Raw genomic sequence first — 22,068 nt, 5'->3', positions numbered from 1 at the left:
GGCTTACGCAAACGTCCGCAATCGCCGGATCGTTTCCTCCGCCTCGCCGATCGCGTCGGGCGTGCCGACCGTCAGCCAATGGCCTTCGAGCACCATGCCGAAAAGCCGTCCGCGCGCGATCGCCTTGTCGAAATAGATATTGAGGTTGAAGGCATCCTTCGGCGCATCGTCGAACAGCGACGGGTTCATGGCGATCGCGCCGGCATAGACGACGGGATTGGACGGATCGTCGCGATAACGCGTCAGCCGGCCATCGGCCGCGAGACTGAAGTCGTTCTTGCCATTGTGACCCGTCGTATGCTCGATCCCAACGCAAAGCAGCGCCATATCCATGCGTTCGGCATCGAAGAATCCGGCTAAGCGTTCCAGGTTCGTCGGCCGCCCCGGCTGTTCGCCGATCCAGAACAGATCGGCATTCATGACGAAGATATTGTCGCGGCTAAGCAGCCTCAGCCCCTTCGCAAGGCCGCCGCCGGAATTCATCAGTGCGTCCCGTTCGTCTGATATGACGATATCGAGGCCGTGATAATTCCCGAGATGTTCGAGCATCTGGTCGGCGTGGTGGTGAATGTTGACAACGGCGCGTTTTATGCCGGCCGCCACCAGCGAATCCAGAGCGTAGTCGATCATCGGCTTGCCGTCGATCTTCACCAGCGGCTTCGGGATCTTGTCGGTGATCGGGCGCATGCGGGTTCCGAGACCCGCGGCCAGTACCATGGCTTGTCTGATGGTCATTCTGATCCGGAACTTATGATTCGTTCTGGCCTATTCCAGCCCTTGCGCACCAATCGCGCAAGGGGGCAAGCGTTTCATGCTCGAGCGCGACGTTCAGATAGGAAAGCGTGCGCGGCATATGTTTCAGATAGCCCGGCTTGCCGTCGCGCTGCAAGAGGCGCACCCAGAGGCCGGCAAGCTTGCAGTTGCGCTGGGCAGACATGATCGCCCAGGCCTTCATAAATCCGGCTTCGTCGAAACCGCCCTGCGCGCGGCGAAGCGTCAGATAATCATCCATCAGCTGCCGGAAGAGGTCCGGCTCGATCGTTACGCGCGCATCCTGGACGATCGAGGCAAGGTCATAGGCAGTGGGACCGATCATCGCATCCTGGAAATCGATGAGGCCGATCTTGCGAATACCGCTTTCATGTTCGCGCCAGATGATGTTCGGCGAATGGAAGTCGCGCAGCAGCAGGTTCTTCTCGGCCGTTGCGAGCTCGTCGATGAGCGCATCCCATATCGCCAGATATTCCGCCCGTTCGGCTTCCGTTGCAGGTGCGCCCTGACGCTTCCAGGGCAGGTGCCAGTCGAGCACCAGCCGCACCTCCATCTTCATCGCCGTGCGGTCGAAATCGGGAATATGGTGGATATGGCCCTTTCCAACGGGGATGTCCTGCGGAAATTTCAGGGCGTGCAGCCTAGCCAGGCAGGCAACGCTTTCGCGATAGCGTTCGATAACCGGCTGTCCGTGGGCATCCAGCACGCCTTCGTTGCCGAGATCTTCGATCAGCAGGATACCCTTGTTATAATCCACCTTGTAGACTTCGGGCGCCGCAAAACCGTCCTTGCGCAGCGTATCGGCGATAGCCACGAAGGGATAAGCGTTTTCGGCAAGATGCGCGACTTTGGGATAGGGTTTGCCGTCGAGAACCGGCGGGCCTTCAGCGAGCGGCGGCCAGTCCATCAGGATGATGCGTTGGTTCCCGGCTTGCGGATAGATCGCCTCATAGGCGCGCAGCGAGGCATCACCGGTCAGGAATCGGCGTTTCGCTGCGGGGTAACCGGCGGTATCGAGGAAATCGCGGATCGCCAGGACGCGGCGGATGCGTGTATTTTGCGCGCCGGCGGCTTCGATCGTTGCCCGGCGGCCGCTGCCTTCGTGCGCCAGCGTCAGGGTGATGCACTCCGCGGGCAGTTCGCTCTGCGCCATCTCAGGCCATTCGATGAGACAGATACCGTTCTGCAGCGCCTCGTCGAAGCCAAGCTCCGTCAGTTCGGCGGGGTCGCCGAGCCGGTAGAGATCGAAATGTGAAACGGCGATGCTCAGATCGTAGGATTGCACCAGCGTGAAGGTGGGGCTCGGGACCTCGAGCCCCTCGTCATCGGCCATGGCGCGCAGGATCGCCCGGGCGAGCGAGGATTTCCCCGCGCCGAGATCGCCGGAAAGGGCAAGGCAATCGCCGGCTTTCAGGGCCAGCGCCAGGTCCTCGCCGAGGCGGATGGTGGCCGCCTCGTCTTTCAGGAAAAGCGAGATCGCATCACTGGTCGTCATTCGGCGGCGGCGGAATGCGGGACATCGACCGAGGGGATACGGCAGACGACGGTCGTGCCCTTGCCCGGCTCGCTGTCGATCGTCACATCGCCGTGATGCAGACTGACGAAGCTGTCGACGATCGAGAGGCCGAGGCCGGCGCCGCCGCGTTTGCCGCTTTTCGCTCCCGTGGCAAAACGGTCGAAGACGGTCGCGATCATATCAGGTGAGATGCCGGGGCCGCGATCGCTGACGGAGAAGACGAAATCGGTGCCTTCGCGATGGCATTCCAGCGAGATCGAGGTGCCTTCGGGCGAGAAATTCGCCGCATTGGACAGAAGCTTCAGAAGGATCTGTTTCAGCCGCTGCGGATCGGCAACGATCGAGCCGAGATAGGCGGGCGCGGTAATTTCAAGCGCCACGCCGCTTTCGTGGAGGCGATCGGCGATCTGCATCGAGACGTCGTCGAGCAGATCGTTGAGATCGATATCCGCATAATTGAGGCGCATAATGCCGGCATCGACGGTCGCAAGGTCGAGAATATCGTTGACGAGCGTCAACAGAACCGAGGACGAGGTCGAGATGTGGTCGATATATTCGGCCTGCCGTTCGGTAAGCGGCCCGACGCCCGGCGTGCGCAGGAGATCGGTGAAGCCGATGATGTTGGTCAGTGGCGAACGCAGTTCATAGGAAACGTGCTGGACGAAGTCGTTCTTCAGCTCGTCGGCCTTGCGCAGTGCTTCGTTCTTCTCGGTCAGCGCGCGCTCGGCACGCACGCTGTCCGTCATGTTGACGAAGGTCAGCATGGTCTGCGCGTTCGGCAGCGGAATGACGGCATAGTCGAGCACGAGGCCGGAGAAGAGCTCCAGCGTTCCCTGGCCCGAGCGGCGTTCGTCGTCGAAGCTGGTGATCAGTTCCGCGAAGGTCTTCCAGCCGTCCGGCCGGTCATAGGACGGCCCGCAGGCCTCGCCCAGCGCACGGATATGGGTGCCGGGCTTGGCTTCGGTTTCGGTGATCCCCCAGAGCGCACGGAAGGCCGGGTTGGAAAGTCGGATGCGTCCATCAGGACCGAAAACCGCCACCCCTTCGGAAAGGTGGTCGATCGTTTCGCCCTGCACCTTGACCAGCGTGTTGTAGCGCGTTTCGAGATCGACCTGCTCGGTCAGATTTTCGAACACCCAGGTGGCGCCGCCCTGCGGATGAGCGGTGGCGAAGACCCGCAACGTCTGCCCGTTGGGCAGGTGCCAGAGATCCGTTTGCGTGTCGAGCGCGCGATAGACGGAAAGCGCAGCTTCCTTCCAGCTTTTCCAGTTGAGCTGGTCCGGCAACTTCTTGGCCGCCCGCAGCCGCTCGAGCAGCTCGCTATTGTCCGGCCGGCCTTCGAGGAAGGCGATATCCAGCTCCCAAAGCGCGACGAAGGCCTGATTGTAGAATTGCAGCCGGCGCTCGCCGTCGAAGATGGCAACCGGCGTGGCGAGATGGTCGAGCGTTTCGGCATGGCTCTTCAGCGTCCGTTCCAGCTCGGCGCGCACTGCCTCTATGTCGGATACATCGATCGCGATGCCGGCCGAACCGCCGGGAACCCTGACGTCGACGACGTCGAAGAATGTCCGGTTGCCGTGCACGACCGTCGAGATCTTGTCGTGGAAGGGCGATTCCGGCGTAGTCGTGGCGCGAATGCGTTCGCGCGCGACGGTCGTCAGCATCTCACGGCCTTCATTGATCGCCTGCTGCGGCGATCGCGCTTCGACCGCCTCGCCATAAGCCTGGTTGACCCAGGTCAGGCGGCCCACCGGATCGCGCTGCCAGGCCGGCATGTCGATCGCGTCGAGCATGGTCTGGAAGGCCGAGATCGAGGTCATCAGCCGGTCGCGCTCGATCCTGAGCTCTGCGAGTTCGGCGCGCAGATTGTTGAGTGCCACGAAACGGACGAAGGCTCGCCCGCCGGAAACCCGGCCCTGTGCCTCGAGGATTTCGTCGCGGATGGTTTCGACCACCATGTCGAAGCTCTGCGCCTCGTCGCGCAGCCGGTCGATCGCCTTTTCCAGCTCGGAAGCCGAACGTGACTTCAGCCACAGGCCGAAGGCCAGGAATTCGCCGTCCTGCGGCGCGCCGGTCTCAGGCGGAAGCTGGCCGAGCAGTTCGGGGCGCGCATTGCCGTCCCAGATGACGATCCGCCGGTTCTTGTCGGCGATCAGAGCCTGGTATTGCGAAATGCGCTGCTGGGCATCGGAGAGCGCCGAGCGGATTTCCCGGCTCTCGTTTTCCAGGTTGCCGCGCTGGCGCACCAGCCACAGCGTCGACAGCAATGCTGCCGATATGACGCCGATGACGACGGAAACACCGACGACCTGCGAGGATGTGAAGAGGTGAGCCGAGGCCGCCGCCTGCTGCTCCGCCTGTGCCAGAGCCGGCCGCGCCAGCGCGGCAAGCGCCGTGCCGGCGGCGCAGCTTTTCAGGAAGCGCGCCAGTGGTCCGTGCTCTTGCTTTGCGGCCTCGTGTGCCGTTGCAGATTTATATCCTCGGCCTGCCATGAGCGGGCGGCGATCGGCGCGAACGCCATCATCCGCCTGACCGGGCAGGCTGCTTCTTATTTCCGACATCCGCGGTATGTCTCCGTCCTTCAATGTGCCGCATTACGACAAGACATCCCATTTTCGCAGCGGTCGGACAGGGGCCGGCGCCACGAATCAAGTCTTAAAACAATACTTCGGAAGGGAATCTGCGGGAAGGGAGCGTCCAAAAAATAAGCCGCGGCATTTGTCAATGCCGCGGCTTCTACATCTTGTGGATATTAACGATCAAATCAATATCTGTAGTGGTCGGACTTGAACGGGCCCTTCGGCGAGACGCCGATATAGGCAGCCTGTTCCTCAGAAAGCTCAGTCAGCTTCACGCCGAGCTTGTCGAGATGCAGGCGTGCGACCTTCTCGTCGAGATGCTTCGGCAGGATATAGACCTGGTTGGAATACTGGTCGGGCTTGGTGAAGAGCTCGATCTGCGCCAGCGTCTGGTTGGTGAACGAAGCCGACATCACGAAGGACGGATGGCCGGTGGCGTTGCCGAGGTTGAGCAGACGGCCCTCGGAAAGAAGGATGATGCGGTTGCCCTTGGGAAATTCGATCAGGTCGACCTGCGGCTTGACGTTGGTCCACTTGAGATTGCGCAATGCAGCGACTTCGATCTCGTTGTCGAAGTGACCGATGTTGCCGACGATCGCCATATCCTTCATCGCCCGCATATGGTCGATGCGGATGACGTCCTTGTTGCCGGTGGTGGTGATGAAGATATCGGCCGAGGAAACGACGTCCTCGAGCAGAACGACTTCATAACCGTCCATCGCAGCCTGCAATGCGCAGATCGGATCGGCTTCGGTCACCTTGACGCGGGCGCCGGCGCCGGAGAGCGAAGCGGCAGAACCCTTGCCGACGTCGCCGTATCCGCAGACGACGGCAACCTTGCCGGCCATCATGACGTCGGTGCCGCGGCGGATGCCGTCGACCAGCGATTCCTTGCAGCCATACTTGTTGTCGAATTTCGACTTGGTGACCGAGTCGTTGACGTTGATCGCCGGGAAGGGCAGCAGGCCCTTCTGGCTGAGCTGGTAAAGGCGGTTGACGCCGGTCGTCGTTTCCTCGGTGACGCCCTTGATCGCGTCGCGCTGCTTGGTGAACCAGCCAGGCGAAGCGGCAAGGCGCTTCTTGATCTGGGCGAAGAGGATTTCCTCTTCTTCGGAATGCGGATGAGACAGCACGTCCTCGCCGGCTTCTGCGCGGGCGCCAAGCAGGATGTACATGGTGGCGTCGCCGCCGTCATCGAGGATCATGTTGGAAAGGCCGCCATCGGCCCACTGGAAGATCTTGTCGGTGTAGACCCAGTAATCTTCGAGCGATTCGCCCTTGATGGCGAAGACAGGTACGCCGGAAGCGGCGATCGCGGCAGCGGCATGATCCTGCGTCGAGAAGATGTTGCACGAGGCCCAGCGGACTTCGGCGCCGAGCGCGACCAGCGTTTCGATGAGCACGGCCGTCTGGATGGTCATATGCAGCGAGCCGGTGATGCGCGCGCCCTTCAGCGGCTTTGTCTGGCCGAATTCGGTGCGGCAGGACATCAGCCCCGGCATTTCAGTTTCGGCGATCGTAATTTCCTTGCGGCCGAAATCCGCAAGCCCGATATCGGCGACGACATAATCTTTTTCAGTGCTCATAGAGGCCTCCAGGCTGAAAAACGTCTCAAAATTGGCGCAGGCGCGAAGATGACCCACGTGCAAGCGCACGGCATGTCCGCCGTTTAGCAGGCTTCGCCGGTGATGGCAATAAGCATATAAAGAAGTCTTTATATGTTTATATGAACGCGATCGAAGCTCACATCTCCTCGCCGAACCTGTTCTGGATCAGCTGGTCCAGCGCCTCCAGCGCTTCCTCGGCCTGGCTGCCGCTCGCCGAAACGACGACGCTCGAACCGGGGCTGGCCGCAAGCATCATCAGGCCCATGATGGAGGTTCCGCCGACCGTCATTCCATCCTTGGAAACGGTAATGGCGGCATCGAAGGTCTCGACCATCTGCACGAATTTGGCGGAAGCGCGCGCATGAAGACCGCGCTTGTTGATGATAAGGAGTTCCCGGGAGAGCGATGTCATGAATGCCCGTTATTTTCCGCTGAGCACACGGCTCGCGACATTGATATATTTCCGCCCGGCTTCGGAGGCTTCCACCAGTGCCTTCTCCATGTTGTTCTCGCCGCGCACCCCGGCAAGCTTGATCAACATCGGCAGGTTGACGCCGGCAATGACCTCGGTATGGCCGCTGCTCATGACTGATATGGCGAGATTGGACGGTGTGCCGCCGAACATGTCGGTCAGAATGACGACGCCGTGGCCATCATCGGCACCGGAAACGGCTTCCAGAATGTCCTGCCGTCTCTGGTCCATGTCGTCTTCGGGGCCAATACAGACCGTCTCGATGAATTTCTGAGGACCGACGACGTGCTCGACAGCATGACGAAACTCTTCAGCCAGCTTGCCATGAGTGACAAGCACAAGTCCGATCATGATATTACTGCTCCCATATACGCAAACGGTGGCCCCAATATCGCAATGCAGCAATTACGTCCACCGGTGGGGGCACATCTTGGCTATGAAAAGCCGAAGTGCAAGATAAAAATGCGAATATATAAGGCAGATTGACCAATCCGGAAGGCCTCAGCGCCCGATATCCGGCACTTTCGCCATCAGGATCGCAAGGGGTGAGGAAACGTCTGTGAGCAACCGCAATGCGGGAAGCGAAAAACCGGCGGCAAGGCTCACCACTTCGCCCTCGGGAGGCACCCGGTTTTCACCGGTGGCGCTGCCCGGAAGCACGGCATAATGCATGGTCGCCTTGGGAATATGGTCCTGACGAACGATCCCGGTGCCGCGAAGTTCGATCAGCCCGGTGATTGACGGCGGGCACGTGGCGATCACCGCGCCGGCCTCTGCTGAGAGAAGAACTTGATCGTCCGCGACCAGCGCCGTGAAAAGCCCGAGCCGGCGCGCCTCGGTCATGCAGGTGAAGGCCAGCATCGATTTTCCCCAGCCGGAGGGGCCGCTGAACAGCAGCCCGGTCTTGCCGACGACGATCGCCGTCGCATGGACGTTGAAACCTGCCTCGGTCATGCTGCGGCGCCGATTGGCAACGAGAGGATGAAGCGCGCGCCGAGTATATGCCCGCTCTCGGCATCGGTGATGTTTTCGGCTCTCAGCGAACCGCCATGCGCTTCGGCGATCTGGCGGCTGATCGAAAGGCCGAGCCCCGAATTCTGGCCGAAGCCTTCCGCCTCCGGCCGGTCCGTATAGAAGCGCTCGAAGATACGGTCGATATTTTCCGCCTGGATGCCGGGGCCGTTGTCTTCGATCGTGGTGACGCAGCGCGAGCGTGTCCGCACCAGCCGCACAGTAATCTTGCCGCCCTTTTCCGGCACGAAAGAGCGGGCATTCTCGATCAGGTTGGCGATGATCTGGCCGATGCGTAGATCGTGGCCGTTGACGACGAAGCGGGTCTTGACGTTCGGCTTGCGTTCGATCGCATATTCGATTTCCACCTGCTTCTTGGTGCTCCTGACCTGACGCGAAACCTCGATGAGGTCGCGCAGCAGCACCTCCATGTCGACGGAGCCGGCATCGACGCGTGCGAGTTCGGCGTCGAGACGGGAGGCGTCGGAAATATCGCTGATCAGCCGGTCGAGGCGGCGGACATCGTGCTGGATGACGTCCATCAGCCGCTTCTTGGAATCGTCGGATTTGGCAAGCGGCAGCGTTTCGACGGCGCTGCGCAGCGAGGTCAGCGGGTTCTTGAGCTCGTGGCTGACATCGGCCGCGAAACTCTCGATCGCATCGATGCGGTCGTAGAGCGCCGTCGTCATCTCGCGCAATGCGATGGAAAGGTTGCCGATTTCATCCTGGCGGGCAGAGAAGTCGGGAATTTCCTCACGCGTCTTGGCGCCGCGGCGGACGCGGATGGCCGCTGCCGAAAGACGGCGCAGCGGGTTAGCGATGGTCGACGACAGCACCAGCGAAAGCAGCACGTTGACGAGTGTCGCCACGCCGAAGACGCGCATGATGGCAAGCCGCTCGGCATGAACGATATTGTCGATGTCGCCCGCCTGTGTCGACAACAACAGCACGCCGAGCACGGCGCGGAAACGCTGGATCGGCACGGCGACGGAAACGATGAGCTCACCTTTTTCGGTGGTGCGCACGACTGCGCCGCGCACGCCGGTGAGCGCATTCATCACTTCGGGATAGATCGAGCCGTCGCCGCCCGGCGCTTCCTTATAGAGCGGCAGATTGCCGGGCTGTAACGCCTTGTTGAACAGGGTGGCGAACCACTCGCTCCAGGTCTGTTTCTCTTCCTCCACCGGCGGCAGGTCGAAGCGCAGCACCTGGCCGCGCGAATAGAGATGGCGCGAATCGAGCAGCAGGTTGGCATCGGCATCGAAGATGCGGGCGCGCGTGCGCGTCGGAGAGATCAGCCGGCGCAGAACCGGCGCGACCTTTTCGGGATCGATCGGGAATTCAAGATCCTCGTCGTTCGGCACCGGGGTGATGCTCTGGCCGGCCTGCAGCTCGAGCAGCTTCTGCGGATCGATGGTAATCGAGTTCGTATCGACCGACGCGGAGGCCGAAACGGCGCCGGCGATGATTTCGCCCTGCGTCAACAGGCTTTCGGCGCGAGCGTCGATCAATCCCTCGCGGAACTGGTTAAGATAGAGGATGCCGCCGACGAGCACCACCAGCGCGACGAGATTGAAGAACAGAATGCGCCGCGTCAGGCTCGAAAAGACGGCATTGCCGAAGATGCGGCGGATCAGCGTGAAGGGATGCGACCAACGGCGGCCTCGGACGCGACGGGTGCTCACGCCCTCCGCATCGTCGAGATCCCTTTCCTGCACCAACTGTGCCAATAACAGGCCCTTTCGAAGGGCGGGGCCGGATGGACCGGCCCGCAGCCCTCAACATTTCTAACAGCGCCGCGCGTCTTTTCAGACGCGCAAAGGACGCTGTGACATTTTGAACTGCTGCATAATTTGATCCTTAAATCGATGCCGACTTAGGAGATTATGCAGGAGCGCGCTGCGCCGCTCGGGGCTCAGGCTGCTTCGCGGAAGCGGTATCCCACTCCGTAGAGTGTTTCAATCATATCAAAGTCGGTGTCGACCATCTTGAATTTCTTGCGCAGCCGCTTGATGTGGCTGTCGATGGTCCGGTCGTCGACATAGACCTGTTCGTCATAGGCTGCGTCCATCAGCGCGTCGCGGCTTTTGACGACGCCGGGGCGCTGCGCCAGCGAATGCAGGATCAGGAATTCGGTCACCGTCAGCGTCACGGCCTCGCCTTTCCAGGTGCAGGTATGGCGTTCCTGGTCCATGACCAGCTGCCCGCGCTCCAGCGAGCGGGCCTGCTGCACCGCGCCGGTCTTCGGCGCGCCGCTGGGGCCGGTGCCGGCGGCGGCGGCTTCGCGGCTTGACGCGCGGCGCAGGACGGCGCGCACGCGCTCCACCAGCAGACGCTGCGAAAAAGGTTTGGTGATGAAATCATCGGCGCCCATCTTCAGGCCGAAGAGTTCATCGATCTCCTCATCCTTGGAGGTGAGGAAGATGACGGGAATATCCGACTTCTGCCGCAGGCGGCGCAGCAGTTCCATGCCGTCCATGCGCGGCATCTTGATGTCGAAGATCGCCAGCTGCGGCGGTCGCGCCAGCAGGCCGTCGAGCGCCGAAGCACCGTCCGTATACGTCTCGACCTTATATCCTTCGGCCTCCAGTGCGATCGACACCGAGGTGAGGATGTTGCGGTCGTCATCAACGAGCGCGATTGTCGGCATGGTGTTGGTCTCCGTCATCAGTGCGCAATCTCCCGGATTTGCTCTCCCCAGGCGGTCTCAGTGACCGGATGCGCTTATGGAGGATAAAGGTGGAACAAATTGTGGCAAAGATAAAGGGGCAGATTGTCGTAAAATGCGCGGGCAATCTTAGGTAGTGCGTCCGAATCTTTAAACGCGATCTATTCAAACGATTTAAAATTAAGACGATAAATTTAAATCGATTAATTGTTTGATATCACTGCATTTTCTCAAGTTTTCCATCTTGTGTTTTAAAATTTCTACCCGTATTTTCGCGATTAGTTTTAACGGCAACGAGCCTGAGTGAAGGGAACTAGCCATGGAAATGTTCGGAGTTCATAACCCGGCAATAGAGCTGGCAACGGGTGGATTGGGCGGCGCAGCAAGCGTTCGCTACAACTTTTCCGCCGCCGCGCTCTATGAAGAAGCGATCCGCCGGGGCGAAGCCGAACTGACCGCTCAAGGCGCATTGCGGGCTATTACCGGCCAGCACACCGGCCGTTCGCCGCGCGACAAGTTCGTCGTTCGCGATATCAATACCGATGGCGAAATCTGGTGGGACAACAATAAACCGATCTCGCCGGAGCATTTCGCCGTGCTGCGCGGCGATATGCTGGCGCATGCCGCGGGCAAGGAGCTTTTCGTCCAGGATCTCGTCGGCGGCGCCGAGGAAGGTCATGCCCTGCCGACCCGCGTCGTGACCGAATTCGCCTGGCATTCGCTGTTCATACGCAATCTGCTGATTCGCCCTGACACCGCAGCGCTGTCCAGCTTCGTGCCGAAGCTGACGATCATCGATCTGCCGAGCTTCAAGGCCGATCCGGCCCGCCACGGCTGCCGTTCGGAAACGGTGATCGCCTGCGATCTCACCAACGGTCTCGTCCTCATCGGCGGCACCTCCTATGCCGGCGAAATGAAGAAATCGGTCTTCACCGTGCTCAACTACCTGCTGCCGGCCAAGGGCGTGATGCCGATGCACTGCTCGGCCAATGTCGGCCCGGACGGTGACGCGGCGGTCTTCTTCGGCCTTTCCGGCACCGGCAAGACGACGCTTTCGGCCGATCCGGCCCGGACGCTGATCGGCGATGACGAACACGGCTGGAGCGAGAACGGCATCTTCAACTTCGAAGGCGGCTGCTATGCCAAGACTATCCGCCTTTCGGCCGAAGCCGAGCCGGAAATCTACGCGACGACGCAGCGCTTCGGCACCGTGCTGGAAAACGTCGTGCTGAACGAAAGCCGCGAGCCGGATTTCGACGACGGGTCGCTGACCGAGAACACCCGTTGCGCCTATCCGATGGACTTCATCCCGAACGCTTCGGAAACGGGCCGCGCCGGGCATCCGAAAACGATCATCATGCTGACCGCCGATGCCTTTGGCGTCATGCCGCCAATCGCCCGATTGACGCCTGATCAGGCGATGTATCACTTCCTCTCCGGCTACACCGCCAAGGTGGCCGGCACCGAAAAGGGTGTCGTCGAGCCGGAAGCGACCTTCTCCACCTGCTTCGGCGCTCCTTTCATGCCGCGGCATCCGGCCGAATATGGCAATCTGCTCAAGGAGTTGATCGGCCGTCATGGCGTCCAATGCTGGCTTGTCAATACTGGCTGGACCGGCGGCGCCTACGGCACCGGCAAGCGCATGCCGATCAAGGCGACGCGTGCGCTTCTCGCTGCCGCCCTGAGCGGCGAACTTGGACAGGCGGAATTCCGTGCTGACACGAACTTCGGCTTCGCCGTGCCGGTCTCCGTCGACGGTGTCGATGGCGGCATTCTCGATCCGCGCTCGACCTGGGCCGACAAGGCAGCCTATGACGCGCAGGCTGAAAAGCTGGTCTCGATGTTCATCGCGAACTTCGCCAAGTTCGAAAATCATGTCGACGGCGGCGTCCGTGATGCGGCCCCCGGCGTAAAGGTCGCTGCCGAATAAGCAGATCAACCACTGACTCACGTGAAACCCGGCATCGCAAGATCGCCGGGTTTTCCATGTCACAGTCGATATTTTCAATTCGCCGCCGATGTGAGATAGAACGCCGCATGGCCAGCGACGCGCTCTATATCGATGACAGGATCACCATCGCGGGATGGGAGCTGACGGAACAGTTCGTTCTGGCGGGCGGTCCCGGCGGGCAGAATGTCAACAAGGTCTCGACCGCTGTCCAGCTGTTCTTCAACATCGCGAATTCGCCATCCCTCAATGATCGTGTCAAAACCAATGCGATCAAGCTCGCCGGCCGGCGTTTGTCGAAGGATGGCGTGCTGATGATCGAGGCGAGCCGGTTTCGCAGCCAGGACCGCAACCGCGAGGATGCGCGTGACCGGTTGAAGGAACTGATCCTCGAGGCAGCCAAGCCGCCGCCGCCGCCGCGCAAGAAGACCAGGCCGACCAAGGGTTCGGTCGAACGCCGCCTGAAGGAAAAATCCGGTCGCTCGGAAGTCAAGAAGATGCGCGGCCGCCCCGGCGGCAGCGGTGAGTGACATGCCGGAGCTCTTGAGCGGCATCCGCCATCTCCCCGGCTATCTCGACCGGTCGCGTCAGGAGGCATTGGTCGAGGTGATCCGCACCGTCGTCGCCGAAGCGCCGCTTTATGTGCCCGCCATGCCAGGCACCGGCAAGCCGATGTCCGTGCGCATGACCGATTGCGGGCCGCTCGGCTGGGTGACGGACAAAGAGCGCGGCTATCGCTACCAGCCGACGCACCCGGCAACCGGCAGACCCTGGCCTGATATGCCGCAGCAATTGCTCGATATCTGGAATGACGTTTCGGGTTACGACAAGCCGCCGGAAGCCTGCCTCGTTAATTTCTACTCCGACGAAGCGCGCATGGGCTTGCATCAGGACAAGGACGAACAGGATCTCAAGGCCCCGGTCGTTTCGATCTCGCTCGGCAACAGCTGCCTCTTTCGCGTCGGCGGTCTCAGCCGCAATGATCGCACGCTATCTTTCAAGCTTTCGAGCGGTGATCTGGTCGTGCTGGGCGGCGAGGGGAGGCTTTGTTTCCACGGCGTCGACCGTATCCATCCGGCGACATCGACGCTGCTGAAGAATGGCGGCCGCATCAATCTGACGCTCCGCCGCGTCAATCCCTGACTAGAGCAATTCCAGCAAAAGTGCGCAGCGGTTTTGCGTCCGGAATTGCGTAAAAACAAAGCGATAGAGCGTTTCCGTGATTCGGAGAAAAACGGAAAGGCTCTAACGACCGCCGCTATAGTTTTCGCAGCGCGACCTGTTCGATCAGGTGGTCCTTGCCCTTTTTCAGGATGAGATCGGCGCGCGGGCGCGTTGGTAGAATGTTCTGGCGCAAGTTCTTCAGGTTGATGTTTGCCCAAAGATCCTCGGCGATTTCGAGCGCTTCCGCGTCGCTGATCGAGGCATAGCGATGGAAATAGGAATTCGGATCGCGGAAGGCGGTTTCGCGCAGCCGCATGAAGCGCGTGACATACCAGTTGTGGATCTCGTCTTCCGCGGCATCGATATAGATCGAGAAGTCGAAGAAGTCGGAGACCATCGGCACGATCTTGCCGCCGGCCGGCAGGTCGCGCGACTGCAGCACATTGATGCCCTCGAAGATCAGGATGTCCGGCCGGTCGACGATCTTGTATTCGTCCGGCAGCACGTCGTAGACGAGGTGCGAATAGCTGGGCGCCTTCACATCCGGCCGTCCGGCCTTGATCGCCGAGAGGAAACGCAGGATCGCACCCGTGTCGTAGCTTTCCGGAAAGCCCTTGCGCTGCATCAGCTTTTCCCGCTGCAGCACGGCGTTCGGATGGAGGAAGCCGTCGGTGGTGACGAGATCGACCTTCGGGCTGGAAGGCCAGCGCCCCAGGAGCTCCTTGAGGATACGGGCGGTGGTCGATTTTCCCACCGCGACCGAGCCGGCGATGCCGATGACGAACGGTGTCTTCGTCACATCAGACAGGCTGAGGAAGCGGTTGCGCTGTTCAAACAGCATCTGCGAGGATTCGACATGTGCCGAGAGCAGCCGCGACAGCGACAGATAGATGCGCCGGACCTCGTCGAGATCGATTGGATCGCCCATCGAACGCAGCCGTTTGACCTCGTCGCTCGTCAGCGTCAACGGCGTGTCGGCGCGGAATTTCGCCCATTGTTCGGAAGAGAAGAAGTGGTAGGGCGAATAGGATTCCGACTGGAAATGATCCAACGTTTCCGGCACCCCGATAATCTCAGTCGCGATACTCATGAACTCTGCCGGCTGGCCTTTTCCTTGAGGCCGGACTGCGCGGTTCTGCGCTCGAGCTCGGCCATGACATTCTCTAACGGTATTTCAGCAATCTTCAATACGACCAATAGGTGATAGAGCACATCGGCAGCCTCATAGGTCAGATTGTCGCGGTCGCCCGTCACCGCCGCCATCACGGCTTCGATCGCCTCTTCGCCGAGCTTTTTTGCCGCTTTCGGCTGGCCGGCGGCCACGAGCTTGGCTGTCCAGGATTGCTCCGGCGAGGCTTTCGATCGTTCTGCGACGATGCTTTCGAGATCGGAAAGGGAAAATCCGCTCATAGGTCCGCTTTCAAAGTTCAGTCGAGACGCATGTCGATGCCGCACTTCGACATATAGTGCTTCGCCTCGCTGACGGAATAGGTGCCGAAGTGGAAGATCGACGCGGCGAGCACGGCATTGGCATGGCCCTCCTTCACCCCGGCGACGAGATCGTCGAGATCGCCGACTCCGCCGGACGCGATGACCGGCACACGCACCGCATCGGCGATCGCCCGCGTCAGCTCCAGATCGTAGCCGACCTTTGTGCCGTCGCGGTCCATCGAGGTGACCAGCAGCTCACCGGCGCCGCGCGCCACCATCTTCTCCGCGAATTCGACGGCATCGATGCCGGTCGCGTTGCGGCCACCATGCGTATAGATTTCCCAGGCGCTGAGATTGTCGCCGCCGACCGCCTGCGTGCGCCGGCGCTTGGCGTCGATCGAAACAACGATGCACTGGTCACCGAACTTGTCGGCTGCCTCGGTGACGAAGTCGGGATTGCTGACGGCTGCCGAATTGATCGAGACTTTGTCGGCACCGCACAGCAACAGCTTGCGGATATCGGCGATGGTGCGCACCCCGCCGCCGACCGTCAGCGGCATAAAGCATTGATCGGCCGTGCGCGACACGACATCGAAGATCGTCTCGCGATTGTCCGAGGAAGCGGTGATGTCGAGGAAGCAGAGTTCGTCCGCGCCGGCCGCATCATAAGCCTTCGCGGCTTCGACGGGATCGCCGGCATCGACGAGATTGAGGAAGTTGACGCCCTTGACGACACGGCCGTCCTTGACGTCGAGGCAGGGAATGACACGGGCCTTGAGGGTCATTTATGCGGTCTCCTTGGCCCGGGCCGCCTTGATCAGCGCCAGCGCTTCCTTGGGATCGATACGGCCGTCATAAAGCGCACGGCCTGAAATCGCCCCTTCCAGCTTCCGCGCATCGGGCTCCAGCATGCGTCTAACATCGTCGAGAGAGGCAAGGCCGCCCGAGGCGATGACGGGAATGGAAACGGCGTCGGCAAGTTCCAATGTCGAACTCCAGTTGATGCCGGCCAGAATGCCGTCACGGTCGATATCGGTGTAGATGATCGCAGCGACGCCGGCGCCCTCGAATTTCCTGGCGAGCTCGATGATACCGAGTTCGGAGGCTTCCGCCCAACCCTCGACGGCCACCTTGCCGCCCTTGGCATCGATGCCGACGGCGACATGATCAGGAAATTTCCGGCAGGCCTCGATCACCAGCGCCGGATTCCTGACCGCGACGGTGCCGAGAATGACGCGCCGCAGCCCGCGCGACAGCCAGGCCTCGATATGATCGAGAGTGCGAATGCCGCCGCCGAGCTGCACGGGATTGTCCGTTGCCTTCAAGATCGCTTCGACGGCATCGCCATTGGCCGAATGTCCCGCGAAGGCGCCGTCGAGATCGACCACATGCAGCCATTCGAAGCCCTGATCTTCGAAGGATCTCGCCTGGGCGGCCGGATCGGTGTTGTAGACTGTCGCCTGCTGCATGTCGCCGAGCTTCAGGCGGACGCATTGGCCGCCTTTCAGGTCGATCGCGGGAAAAAGGATCATGTCGTCTTACGTCCGTAGAGTGGTCGGTACCATCAGCGCATTCCACGCATCTACGATATCCGATCGGAAAAAGACAGCGGCAATGGCAGCCGCGCCGAAAAGCAAAAGGAGGAGCAGGGTGACGGCAAAGCTGGCCCGGACCTGACGCCAGAAGCCCAGGCGCCTCTTGATCGATTTCTCGATGTTTCGCACCTGGCGCAACGCATCGCTGTTGACGGCGGTCAGCCGGATCTGCGGCTCCATTGCCTCGACATAGGTTTCGGCATAACTCGAAAGGATCTGCGAGGCGCGGTCGCGTAGCGTGTTGCGCAGGTCGGTCGAGAGATAATTGCTGTTGACGGCGGCAAGCTCGGCCTCATCGGGCGAACGGCCGGCATTTCGCTTGCGATGGCTGAGAACGAAATCGCGCTTTTGCCGCTCGTAGAGTGCGTAGGCGAGCAGGCCGATCAGATCGTCCTCACCTTCGATATAGAATTCCAGCACGGCCTCGGCGATATCGCCGGCGCTGACCCCGTTTTGCCGCCGGCTCGAACCGTCGTTTGCGGGGAAAGAGTCATGGATCATCGGTCCAGCCTTTCTTTCAGCGCCTTGGCTGCATTGGAAAGCGCCTTCCTGTGGATGGCTTCGTCGACACGGCGGATGACCGTGCCGCCGGGAAGCTTGATATCAGAAAAGGGGGGCAAGCCTTCCCTGGAGGGCCGCAACGTGTAGAACACCTTGCCTGATTTCCGTGAAGCCGGCATCGAGCGCACTCCTGTTCCGCTGTTTCCATACTAGAACAGGATGATTTTAGGCCGGGTCGGCCTAAAATCTGAATCCTGTTCTACATTATACAGTCAAAGCATGATGTCGTCCGAAAACCGCTCACACTTTTCGGCATCATGCTCTAGAGAAATAAGGCGGCTCTATTAAAAGCCAGCCCTTGGAGCAATTCCAGCAAAACCGTTTAACCGTTTTGCTTCGGGATTGCGTGAACAATGCTTGACGGGTTCGGGCTCTACGGGTTCCAGCGCAGAAAATTGGCGATCAGGGCCAGGCCGAGCTTCTGGCTCTTTTCCGGGTGAAACTGTGCCCCGACCATGTTGTCGCGCCCGACGAAAGCGGTCATCGGACCGCCATAGTCGGCCGTCGCAATAACGTCCTCGGTGTTTTCGGCTGCAAGATGGTAGGAATGCACAAAATAGGCGTGCAGTCCCTGCGACCCCGTCGGAATTCCTTCGAAGAGCGGATGTTCGCGCTTCAGGTCGAGCGTGTTCCAGCCGATCTGCGGGATCTTGAGGGCCGGATCATCCGGCGTCATCTCGACGACGTTACCGGGAATCCAGTTAAAACCGTGCGTCACTGTCTTCTCGAGGCCGCGCGAGGACATGAGCTGCATGCCGACGCAGATGCCGAGGAACGGCCGCGCCTTCTTCTCGACAGCCTCGATCAGCACCTCGGCCATCCCGGGCACGGCATCGAGGCCGCGCCGGCAATCGGCATAGGCGCCGACACCGGGAAGCACGATACGATCGGCCGAGGCAACATCCTCCGCCCTATCGGTAAGATCGATATGGGCATCGATGCCAGCTTCGTGGGCGGCACGCTCGAAAGCCTTGGTCGCCGAGCGCAGGTTACCGGAGCCATAGTCGATAATCGCGACGCGCATCGTCAGCGTCCTCCATCAAAACCAAAGAGACCAAGCGATGTTGCATCGCCGTGCGGGCCGTTCGGACCGGCTTTGTTCTGCCAGTCCGGCGCCGCGGCGTCGTCACTAACTGCGATAGCCGCCCTGTCCGAAAAATAGACCTGCTCGGCAATGCCGATCGTATCGGCCGCAATGAATGCGTCTTCGTTCCAGCCCTTCGCAGCAAGGTTGCGGACACGGAAATTCTGGCCCTCGAGACCGACCAGCATATTCACGCCCAACAGGATTGCCGCTCCCGCCGGCCCGAGGCCGGGTTCGTCCATCAGCGCACCACCAATCCCCTGCAGCAGAAAGGCCGCGGCCGCATGCAGCCAAAGCCGATGCGCCAGCAGCCAAACCCATGGAAATAGGAAGCCGAGCAGCGTGAAGCCGTCACGGATGGTTCGCGTCTCATCGGCCGTGGCGCTCGTGCTACTGGGCGGTGTCAGGAAGATATAGCTGGATGTCATTGCCGCCGCTCCCTTGAAGGGCTCAGACGAGCGTGCCCTTGGTCGAGGGAACACGGCCCGCCTGTCTCGGATCGATCTCTGTCGCCGTGCGCAATGCACGCGCAACGGCCTTGAAGCATGTCTCGGCAATATGGTGATTGTTGGCGCCATAATGGTTGAGAATATGCAAGGTGATGCCGGCATTCTGGGCGAGCGCATGGAAGAATTCGCGAACGAGTTCGGTGTCGAAAGTGCCGATCTTCGGCGCGCTGAAGGTGACATTCCAGACGAGGAACGGCCGGCCGGAAAGATCGACCGCAGCCTTGGTCATCGTCTCGTCCATGGCGAGATCGATCGACGCGTAGCGGGTGATCCCGCGCCGGTCGCCGAGCGCCTTGGAGATCGCCTGGCCGATGGCGATGCCGGTATCTTCGACCGTATGATGGTCGTCGATATGCAGGTCGCCCTTGGCATCGATCTCCATGTCGATGAGGGAATGTCGCGAAAGCTGGTCGAGCATGTGGTCGAAGAAGCCGACGCCCGTCGAGATCGTCGATTTGCCGGTGCCGTCGAGATTGACGGAAACGGAAATCGAGGTTTCGTTGGTCTTGCGGGAAACGCTGCCCGTGCGGCTTGCTACGGTCTCGGCCATATGGCCCTCCATCGGGAATAAGGCCGTTCCTTATCAGGCGCATCGGGAAATATCCAGAAGCCGGGCAAGAGAAAAGCCGGCCCATTTGCAATCGGCGCCAGTCCACTTACATAGGGCTCAACAGGGCCGGCATGCGGCCCGGCAGACAGGTGTTTTATGACAACAATCATTACAGTTCGAAAAGGCGGCAAGGTGGTGATGGCGGGCGATGGCCAGGTGAGCCTCGGCCAGACCGTCATGAAGGGCAATGCCCGCAAGGTGCGCCGCATCGGCAAGGGCGAAGTCGTCGCCGGTTTCGCCGGCGCCACCGCCGATGCCTTTACCCTGCTCGAAAGGCTTGAAAAGAAGCTTGAGCAATATCCCGGTCAACTGATGCGCGCCGCCGTCGAGCTCGCCAAGGACTGGCGCACCGACAAATACCTGCGTAATCTCGAAGCCATGATGCTCGTCGCCGACAAGTCGATCACGCTGGCGATCACCGGCAATGGCGACGTTTTGGAACCGGAGCATGGCACGACGGCGATCGGTTCCGGCGGCAATTTTGCCCTCGCCGCCGCTCTCGCACTCATGGATACCGACAAATCGGCCGAGGAGATCGCCCGCCGCGCCCTCGATATCGCCGCCGACATCTGCGTCTACACGAACCACAATGTGGTGGTGGAATCGCTGGATGCCGAAGGCTGAGCCCTATGCCTTCCGGCCGCTTGCCGCGACTGACCTGCCGCTCCTCGCCAAATGGCTGGAAAGCCGGCATGTCAGGCGCTGGTGGGGCGATCCGGCCAAGGCGCTGGCTTCGATGGAAAAGCATGTCGATGCGGCCTCGGTCTCGTGCTTCATCGTCACGCTGAATGGAAAGGACTTTGCCTTTATCCAGGCGGCCGATCTCGACGACGAGGACGATGAAGCGCTCGCCGGTCAGCCGAAGGGCACCTACGGCATCGACCAGTTCATCGGCATCGAGGAACTCGCGGGCAAAGGTCACGGACCGGCCTTTATGATAGGGTTCTGCGATATGCTCTTTGCAAAGGGCGCGCAGCGGATCCTCGTCGATCCGCATCCTGACAATGCATTCGCAATCAGAGCCTATACCAAGGCGGGCTTTCAAGGACTTGGCGAAACAACGACTAATTACGGCCGGGCACTGTTGATGGCCCTGGACCGCCAGGAGAATGATACGCAATGACCACTTTTTCCCCCCGCGAGATCGTTTCCGAGCTCGATCGCTATATCATCGGCCAGCATGACGCCAAGCGCGCCGTTGCGATTGCGCTGCGCAACCGCTGGCGCCGCCAGCAGCTCGACCCGAGCCTGCGCGACGAAGTCATGCCGAAGAACATCCTGATGATCGGCCCGACCGGCGTCGGCAAGACGGAAATCTCCCGCCGCCTGGCAAAGCTCGCCGGCGCACCTTTCATCAAGGTGGAAGCCACAAAGTTCACCGAAGTCGGCTATGTCGGCCGCGACGTCGAGCAGATCATCCGCGATCTGGTCGAGGTCGGCATCGGCCTGGTGCGCGAGAAGAAGCGAGCCGAGGTACAGGCCAAGGCGCATGTGAGTGCCGAGGAGCGTGTTCTCGATGCGCTGGTCGGCACCACAGCATCGCCTGCCACGCGCGAAAACTTCCGCAAGAAGCTCCGGGACGGCGAACTTGACGACAAGGAAATCGATATCGAGGTGGCCGATGCCGGTTCCGGCATGGGAGGCTTCGAAATTCCCGGCATGCCGGGCGCCAATATCGGCGTGCTGAACCTTTCGGAAATGTTCGGCAAGGCGATGGGCGGCCGCACCAAGAAGGTCCGCACCACAGTCAAGGCCTCGTATAGTGACCTGATCCGCGACGAATCCGACAAGCTGATCGACAACGAAGTGATCCAGCGTGAAGCCGTTCGCTCCACCGAGAATGATGGTATCGTCTTCCTTGACGAAATCGACAAGATTGCAGCCCGCGACGGCGGCATGGGCGCCGGCGTTTCGCGCGAAGGCGTGCAGCGCGACCTCTTGCCGCTCGTCGAAGGCACGACGGTCTCGACCAAATACGGGCCTGTGAAGACCGACCATATCCTGTTCATCGCCTCCGGCGCCTTCCATGTCTCCAAGCCTTCGGATCTTCTGCCGGAATTGCAGGGCCGCCTGCCGATCCGCGTCGAATTGCGTCCGCTGAACAAGGATGATTTCCGCCGGATCCTGACCGAGACGGAAGCAAGCCTCATCCGCCAGTACCGCGCGCTGATGGAGACGGAAAGCCTGAGCCTCGAATTTACCGACGACGCAATCGACGCGCTTGCCGATGTCGCCGTGCATCTGAACTCCTCCGTCGAAAACATCGGCGCACGCCGTCTGCAGACGGTGATGGAGCGGGTGCTGGACGATATTTCCTACAACGCGCCGGATCGGGGCGGGACGGCCGTGACGATCGATGCCGCCTATGTGCGCGAACATGTCGGCGATCTCGCACAGAATACTGATCTCTCGCGCTTTATTCTGTGATATCGGCGCACCGCTTCATGTCTTTCCCGGCATGAATGGCGGATTGTGACGAACGCGTCTCTCGACAACGGGCCTTTTACTTTCTAGTGAAGGCCCGTTTTGTTTCCGCTCGGCT

General features: G+C 60.8%; 24 protein-coding genes. 6 read left to right on the top strand and 18 right to left on the bottom strand.

Annotation, left to right across the window (positions count from 1 at the left end; translation table 11 throughout):
* Positions 1-3 precede the first annotated feature (3 nt).
* From FY112_RS23045 to FY112_RS23005, 9 genes are all read right to left on the bottom strand, one after another.
* Complete coding sequence (locus tag FY112_RS23045; RefSeq protein ID WP_151519361.1) at positions 4-735, bottom strand: nucleotidyltransferase family protein; 732 nt, start codon at positions 733-735, stop codon at positions 4-6.
* A gap of 13 nt (positions 736-748) precedes the next feature.
* Positions 749-2,266, bottom strand: a complete 1,518-nt coding sequence (tsaE, locus tag FY112_RS23040) for a tRNA (adenosine(37)-N6)-threonylcarbamoyltransferase complex ATPase subunit type 1 TsaE (RefSeq protein WP_151519360.1) — start codon at positions 2,264-2,266, stop codon at positions 749-751.
* Positions 2,263-4,848, bottom strand: a complete 2,586-nt coding sequence (locus FY112_RS23035; RefSeq protein ID WP_151519359.1) for a PAS domain-containing sensor histidine kinase — start codon at positions 4,846-4,848, stop codon at positions 2,263-2,265. Before FY112_RS23035 ends, tsaE begins: the two co-directional genes overlap by 4 nt.
* A gap of 203 nt (positions 4,849-5,051) precedes the next feature.
* Positions 5,052-6,452, bottom strand: a complete 1,401-nt coding sequence (ahcY, locus tag FY112_RS23030; protein WP_011649859.1) for an adenosylhomocysteinase — start codon at positions 6,450-6,452, stop codon at positions 5,052-5,054.
* A gap of 157 nt (positions 6,453-6,609) precedes the next feature.
* Positions 6,610-6,885 carry an HPr family phosphocarrier protein gene (locus FY112_RS23025; RefSeq protein ID WP_003544133.1) on the bottom strand — a complete coding sequence of 92 codons (276 nt, stop codon included), beginning with the start codon at positions 6,883-6,885 and terminating at the stop codon, positions 6,610-6,612.
* A gap of 9 nt (positions 6,886-6,894) precedes the next feature.
* The gene (locus FY112_RS23020) at positions 6,895-7,296 is read right to left on the bottom strand and encodes a PTS sugar transporter subunit IIA (protein WP_003544139.1); all 402 of its coding nucleotides are present in this window, start codon (positions 7,294-7,296) and stop codon (positions 6,895-6,897) included.
* A gap of 150 nt (positions 7,297-7,446) precedes the next feature.
* Entirely contained in the window at positions 7,447-7,899 is a 453-nt protein-coding gene (locus tag FY112_RS23015; protein ID WP_131719631.1) for a serine/threonine protein kinase, read from the bottom strand.
* On the bottom strand, positions 7,896-9,686 hold the full coding sequence (locus tag FY112_RS23010) for a sensor histidine kinase (RefSeq protein WP_027667952.1): 1,791 nt from the start codon (positions 9,684-9,686) through the stop codon (positions 7,896-7,898). The genes FY112_RS23015 and FY112_RS23010 overlap by 4 nt, the downstream gene beginning before the upstream one ends.
* A 185-nt stretch (positions 9,687-9,871) precedes the next feature.
* Entirely contained in the window at positions 9,872-10,606 is a 735-nt protein-coding gene (locus FY112_RS23005; protein ID WP_198293334.1) for a response regulator transcription factor, read from the bottom strand.
* Positions 10,607-10,943: 337 nt separating this feature from the next.
* Here FY112_RS23005 and FY112_RS23000 point away from each other — a divergent pair, with 337 nt between their 5' ends.
* The 3 genes from FY112_RS23000 (at position 10,944) to FY112_RS22990 (ending at position 13,715) form a co-directional block, all read left to right on the top strand.
* Positions 10,944-12,554 (top strand): phosphoenolpyruvate carboxykinase, encoded by a 1,611-nt coding sequence (locus FY112_RS23000; protein WP_131620100.1) that lies wholly within the window; start codon positions 10,944-10,946, stop codon positions 12,552-12,554.
* A gap of 107 nt (positions 12,555-12,661) precedes the next feature.
* Entirely contained in the window at positions 12,662-13,102 is a 441-nt protein-coding gene (gene arfB / locus FY112_RS22995) for an alternative ribosome rescue aminoacyl-tRNA hydrolase ArfB (RefSeq protein ID WP_017962656.1), read from the top strand.
* Between the two features lies 1 nt (position 13,103).
* Positions 13,104-13,715: an alpha-ketoglutarate-dependent dioxygenase AlkB gene (locus tag FY112_RS22990; RefSeq protein ID WP_151519358.1), complete on the top strand. Its 612-nt coding sequence runs from the start codon at positions 13,104-13,106 to the stop codon at positions 13,713-13,715.
* Positions 13,716-13,830: 115 nt separating this feature from the next.
* Here FY112_RS22990 and coaA read toward each other — a convergent pair whose 3' ends face one another.
* The 9 genes from coaA to hisB form a co-directional block, all read right to left on the bottom strand.
* On the bottom strand, positions 13,831-14,826 hold the full coding sequence (gene coaA, locus FY112_RS22985; protein WP_003544165.1) for a type I pantothenate kinase: 996 nt from the start codon (positions 14,824-14,826) through the stop codon (positions 13,831-13,833).
* Entirely contained in the window at positions 14,823-15,146 is a 324-nt protein-coding gene (locus FY112_RS22980) for a phosphoribosyl-ATP diphosphatase (protein WP_017962659.1), read from the bottom strand. Before FY112_RS22980 ends, coaA begins: the two co-directional genes overlap by 4 nt.
* Positions 15,147-15,163: 17 nt before the next feature.
* Entirely contained in the window at positions 15,164-15,952 is a 789-nt protein-coding gene (hisF, locus tag FY112_RS22975; protein WP_017962660.1) for an imidazole glycerol phosphate synthase subunit HisF, read from the bottom strand.
* Positions 15,953-16,699 (bottom strand): 1-(5-phosphoribosyl)-5-[(5-phosphoribosylamino)methylideneamino]imidazole-4-carboxamide isomerase, encoded by a 747-nt coding sequence (gene hisA, locus FY112_RS22970; protein WP_131620103.1) that lies wholly within the window; start codon positions 16,697-16,699, stop codon positions 15,953-15,955.
* 6 nt (positions 16,700-16,705) lie between these two features.
* Positions 16,706-17,263: a hypothetical protein gene (locus FY112_RS22965; protein ID WP_131620104.1), complete on the bottom strand. Its 558-nt coding sequence runs from the start codon at positions 17,261-17,263 to the stop codon at positions 16,706-16,708.
* Positions 17,260-17,442: a hypothetical protein gene (locus tag FY112_RS22960; protein WP_003544173.1), complete on the bottom strand. Its 183-nt coding sequence runs from the start codon at positions 17,440-17,442 to the stop codon at positions 17,260-17,262. The genes FY112_RS22965 and FY112_RS22960 overlap by 4 nt, the downstream gene beginning before the upstream one ends.
* Positions 17,443-17,696: 254 nt before the next feature.
* A complete protein-coding gene (hisH, locus tag FY112_RS22955) occupies positions 17,697-18,347 on the bottom strand; it encodes an imidazole glycerol phosphate synthase subunit HisH (protein ID WP_151519357.1) in 651 nt (216 codons plus the stop codon).
* Positions 18,348-18,349: 2 nt separating this feature from the next.
* A complete protein-coding gene (locus FY112_RS22950) occupies positions 18,350-18,835 on the bottom strand; it encodes a DUF2628 domain-containing protein (RefSeq protein ID WP_151519356.1) in 486 nt (161 codons plus the stop codon).
* Between the two features lie 22 nt (positions 18,836-18,857).
* Entirely contained in the window at positions 18,858-19,466 is a 609-nt protein-coding gene (hisB, locus tag FY112_RS22945; protein WP_131620106.1) for an imidazoleglycerol-phosphate dehydratase HisB, read from the bottom strand.
* 156 nt (positions 19,467-19,622) lie between these two features.
* Here hisB and hslV point away from each other — a divergent pair, with 156 nt between their 5' ends.
* Genes hslV through hslU form a run of 3 tightly spaced genes read left to right on the top strand, consistent with a single transcriptional unit; the run spans position 19,623 to position 21,953 of the window.
* On the top strand, positions 19,623-20,150 hold the full coding sequence (gene hslV, locus FY112_RS22940; RefSeq protein ID WP_017962666.1) for an ATP-dependent protease subunit HslV: 528 nt from the start codon (positions 19,623-19,625) through the stop codon (positions 20,148-20,150).
* The gene (locus FY112_RS22935; RefSeq protein ID WP_094087051.1) at positions 20,137-20,649 is read left to right on the top strand and encodes a GNAT family N-acetyltransferase; all 513 of its coding nucleotides are present in this window, start codon (positions 20,137-20,139) and stop codon (positions 20,647-20,649) included. The genes hslV and FY112_RS22935 overlap by 14 nt, the downstream gene beginning before the upstream one ends.
* A complete protein-coding gene (gene hslU, locus FY112_RS22930; RefSeq protein WP_011649875.1) occupies positions 20,646-21,953 on the top strand; it encodes an ATP-dependent protease ATPase subunit HslU in 1,308 nt (435 codons plus the stop codon). The genes FY112_RS22935 and hslU overlap by 4 nt, the downstream gene beginning before the upstream one ends.
* Positions 21,954-22,068 lie beyond the last annotated feature (115 nt).

The sequence above is a fragment of the Rhizobium sp. PEPV16 genome (assembly GCF_008919455.1).
Classification (GTDB): domain Bacteria; phylum Pseudomonadota; class Alphaproteobacteria; order Rhizobiales; family Rhizobiaceae; genus Rhizobium; species Rhizobium leguminosarum_Q.
The sequence above is the reverse complement of the archived record's forward strand: the minus strand, read 5'-3'. Positions and strand labels throughout refer to the sequence as shown.

What these genes read in the sequence shown, in the direction of transcription:
- FY112_RS23045 (WP_151519361.1), bottom strand. Translation starts at nt 735, where the DNA reads ATGACCATCAGACAAGCCATGGTACTGGCCGCGGGTCTCGGAACCCGC.
- tsaE (WP_151519360.1), bottom strand. Translation starts at nt 2,266, where the DNA reads ATGACGACCAGTGATGCGATCTCGCTTTTCCTGAAAGACGAGGCGGCC.
- FY112_RS23035 (WP_151519359.1), bottom strand. Translation starts at nt 4,848, where the DNA reads ATGTCGGAAATAAGAAGCAGCCTGCCCGGTCAGGCGGATGATGGCGTT.
- ahcY (WP_011649859.1), bottom strand. Translation starts at nt 6,452, where the DNA reads ATGAGCACTGAAAAAGATTATGTCGTCGCCGATATCGGGCTTGCGGAT.
- FY112_RS23025 (WP_003544133.1), bottom strand. Translation starts at nt 6,885, where the DNA reads ATGACATCGCTCTCCCGGGAACTCCTTATCATCAACAAGCGCGGTCTT.
- FY112_RS23020 (WP_003544139.1), bottom strand. Translation starts at nt 7,296, where the DNA reads ATGATCGGACTTGTGCTTGTCACTCATGGCAAGCTGGCTGAAGAGTTT.
- FY112_RS23015 (WP_131719631.1), bottom strand. Translation starts at nt 7,899, where the DNA reads ATGACCGAGGCAGGTTTCAACGTCCATGCGACGGCGATCGTCGTCGGC.
- FY112_RS23005 (WP_198293334.1), bottom strand. Translation starts at nt 10,606, where the DNA reads ATGCCGACAATCGCGCTCGTTGATGACGACCGCAACATCCTCACCTCG.
- FY112_RS23000 (WP_131620100.1), top strand. Translation starts at nt 10,944, where the DNA reads ATGGAAATGTTCGGAGTTCATAACCCGGCAATAGAGCTGGCAACGGGT.
- arfB (WP_017962656.1), top strand. Translation starts at nt 12,662, where the DNA reads ATGGCCAGCGACGCGCTCTATATCGATGACAGGATCACCATCGCGGGA.
- FY112_RS22990 (WP_151519358.1), top strand. Translation starts at nt 13,104, where the DNA reads ATGCCGGAGCTCTTGAGCGGCATCCGCCATCTCCCCGGCTATCTCGAC.
- coaA (WP_003544165.1), bottom strand. Translation starts at nt 14,826, where the DNA reads ATGAGTATCGCGACTGAGATTATCGGGGTGCCGGAAACGTTGGATCAT.
- FY112_RS22980 (WP_017962659.1), bottom strand. Translation starts at nt 15,146, where the DNA reads ATGAGCGGATTTTCCCTTTCCGATCTCGAAAGCATCGTCGCAGAACGA.
- hisF (WP_017962660.1), bottom strand. Translation starts at nt 15,952, where the DNA reads ATGACCCTCAAGGCCCGTGTCATTCCCTGCCTCGACGTCAAGGACGGC.
- hisA (WP_131620103.1), bottom strand. Translation starts at nt 16,699, where the DNA reads ATGATCCTTTTTCCCGCGATCGACCTGAAAGGCGGCCAATGCGTCCGC.
- FY112_RS22965 (WP_131620104.1), bottom strand. Translation starts at nt 17,263, where the DNA reads ATGATCCATGACTCTTTCCCCGCAAACGACGGTTCGAGCCGGCGGCAA.
- FY112_RS22960 (WP_003544173.1), bottom strand. Translation starts at nt 17,442, where the DNA reads ATGCCGGCTTCACGGAAATCAGGCAAGGTGTTCTACACGTTGCGGCCC.
- hisH (WP_151519357.1), bottom strand. Translation starts at nt 18,347, where the DNA reads ATGCGCGTCGCGATTATCGACTATGGCTCCGGTAACCTGCGCTCGGCG.
- FY112_RS22950 (WP_151519356.1), bottom strand. Translation starts at nt 18,835, where the DNA reads ATGACATCCAGCTATATCTTCCTGACACCGCCCAGTAGCACGAGCGCC.
- hisB (WP_131620106.1), bottom strand. Translation starts at nt 19,466, where the DNA reads ATGGCCGAGACCGTAGCAAGCCGCACGGGCAGCGTTTCCCGCAAGACC.
- hslV (WP_017962666.1), top strand. Translation starts at nt 19,623, where the DNA reads ATGACAACAATCATTACAGTTCGAAAAGGCGGCAAGGTGGTGATGGCG.
- FY112_RS22935 (WP_094087051.1), top strand. Translation starts at nt 20,137, where the DNA reads ATGCCGAAGGCTGAGCCCTATGCCTTCCGGCCGCTTGCCGCGACTGAC.
- hslU (WP_011649875.1), top strand. Translation starts at nt 20,646, where the DNA reads ATGACCACTTTTTCCCCCCGCGAGATCGTTTCCGAGCTCGATCGCTAT.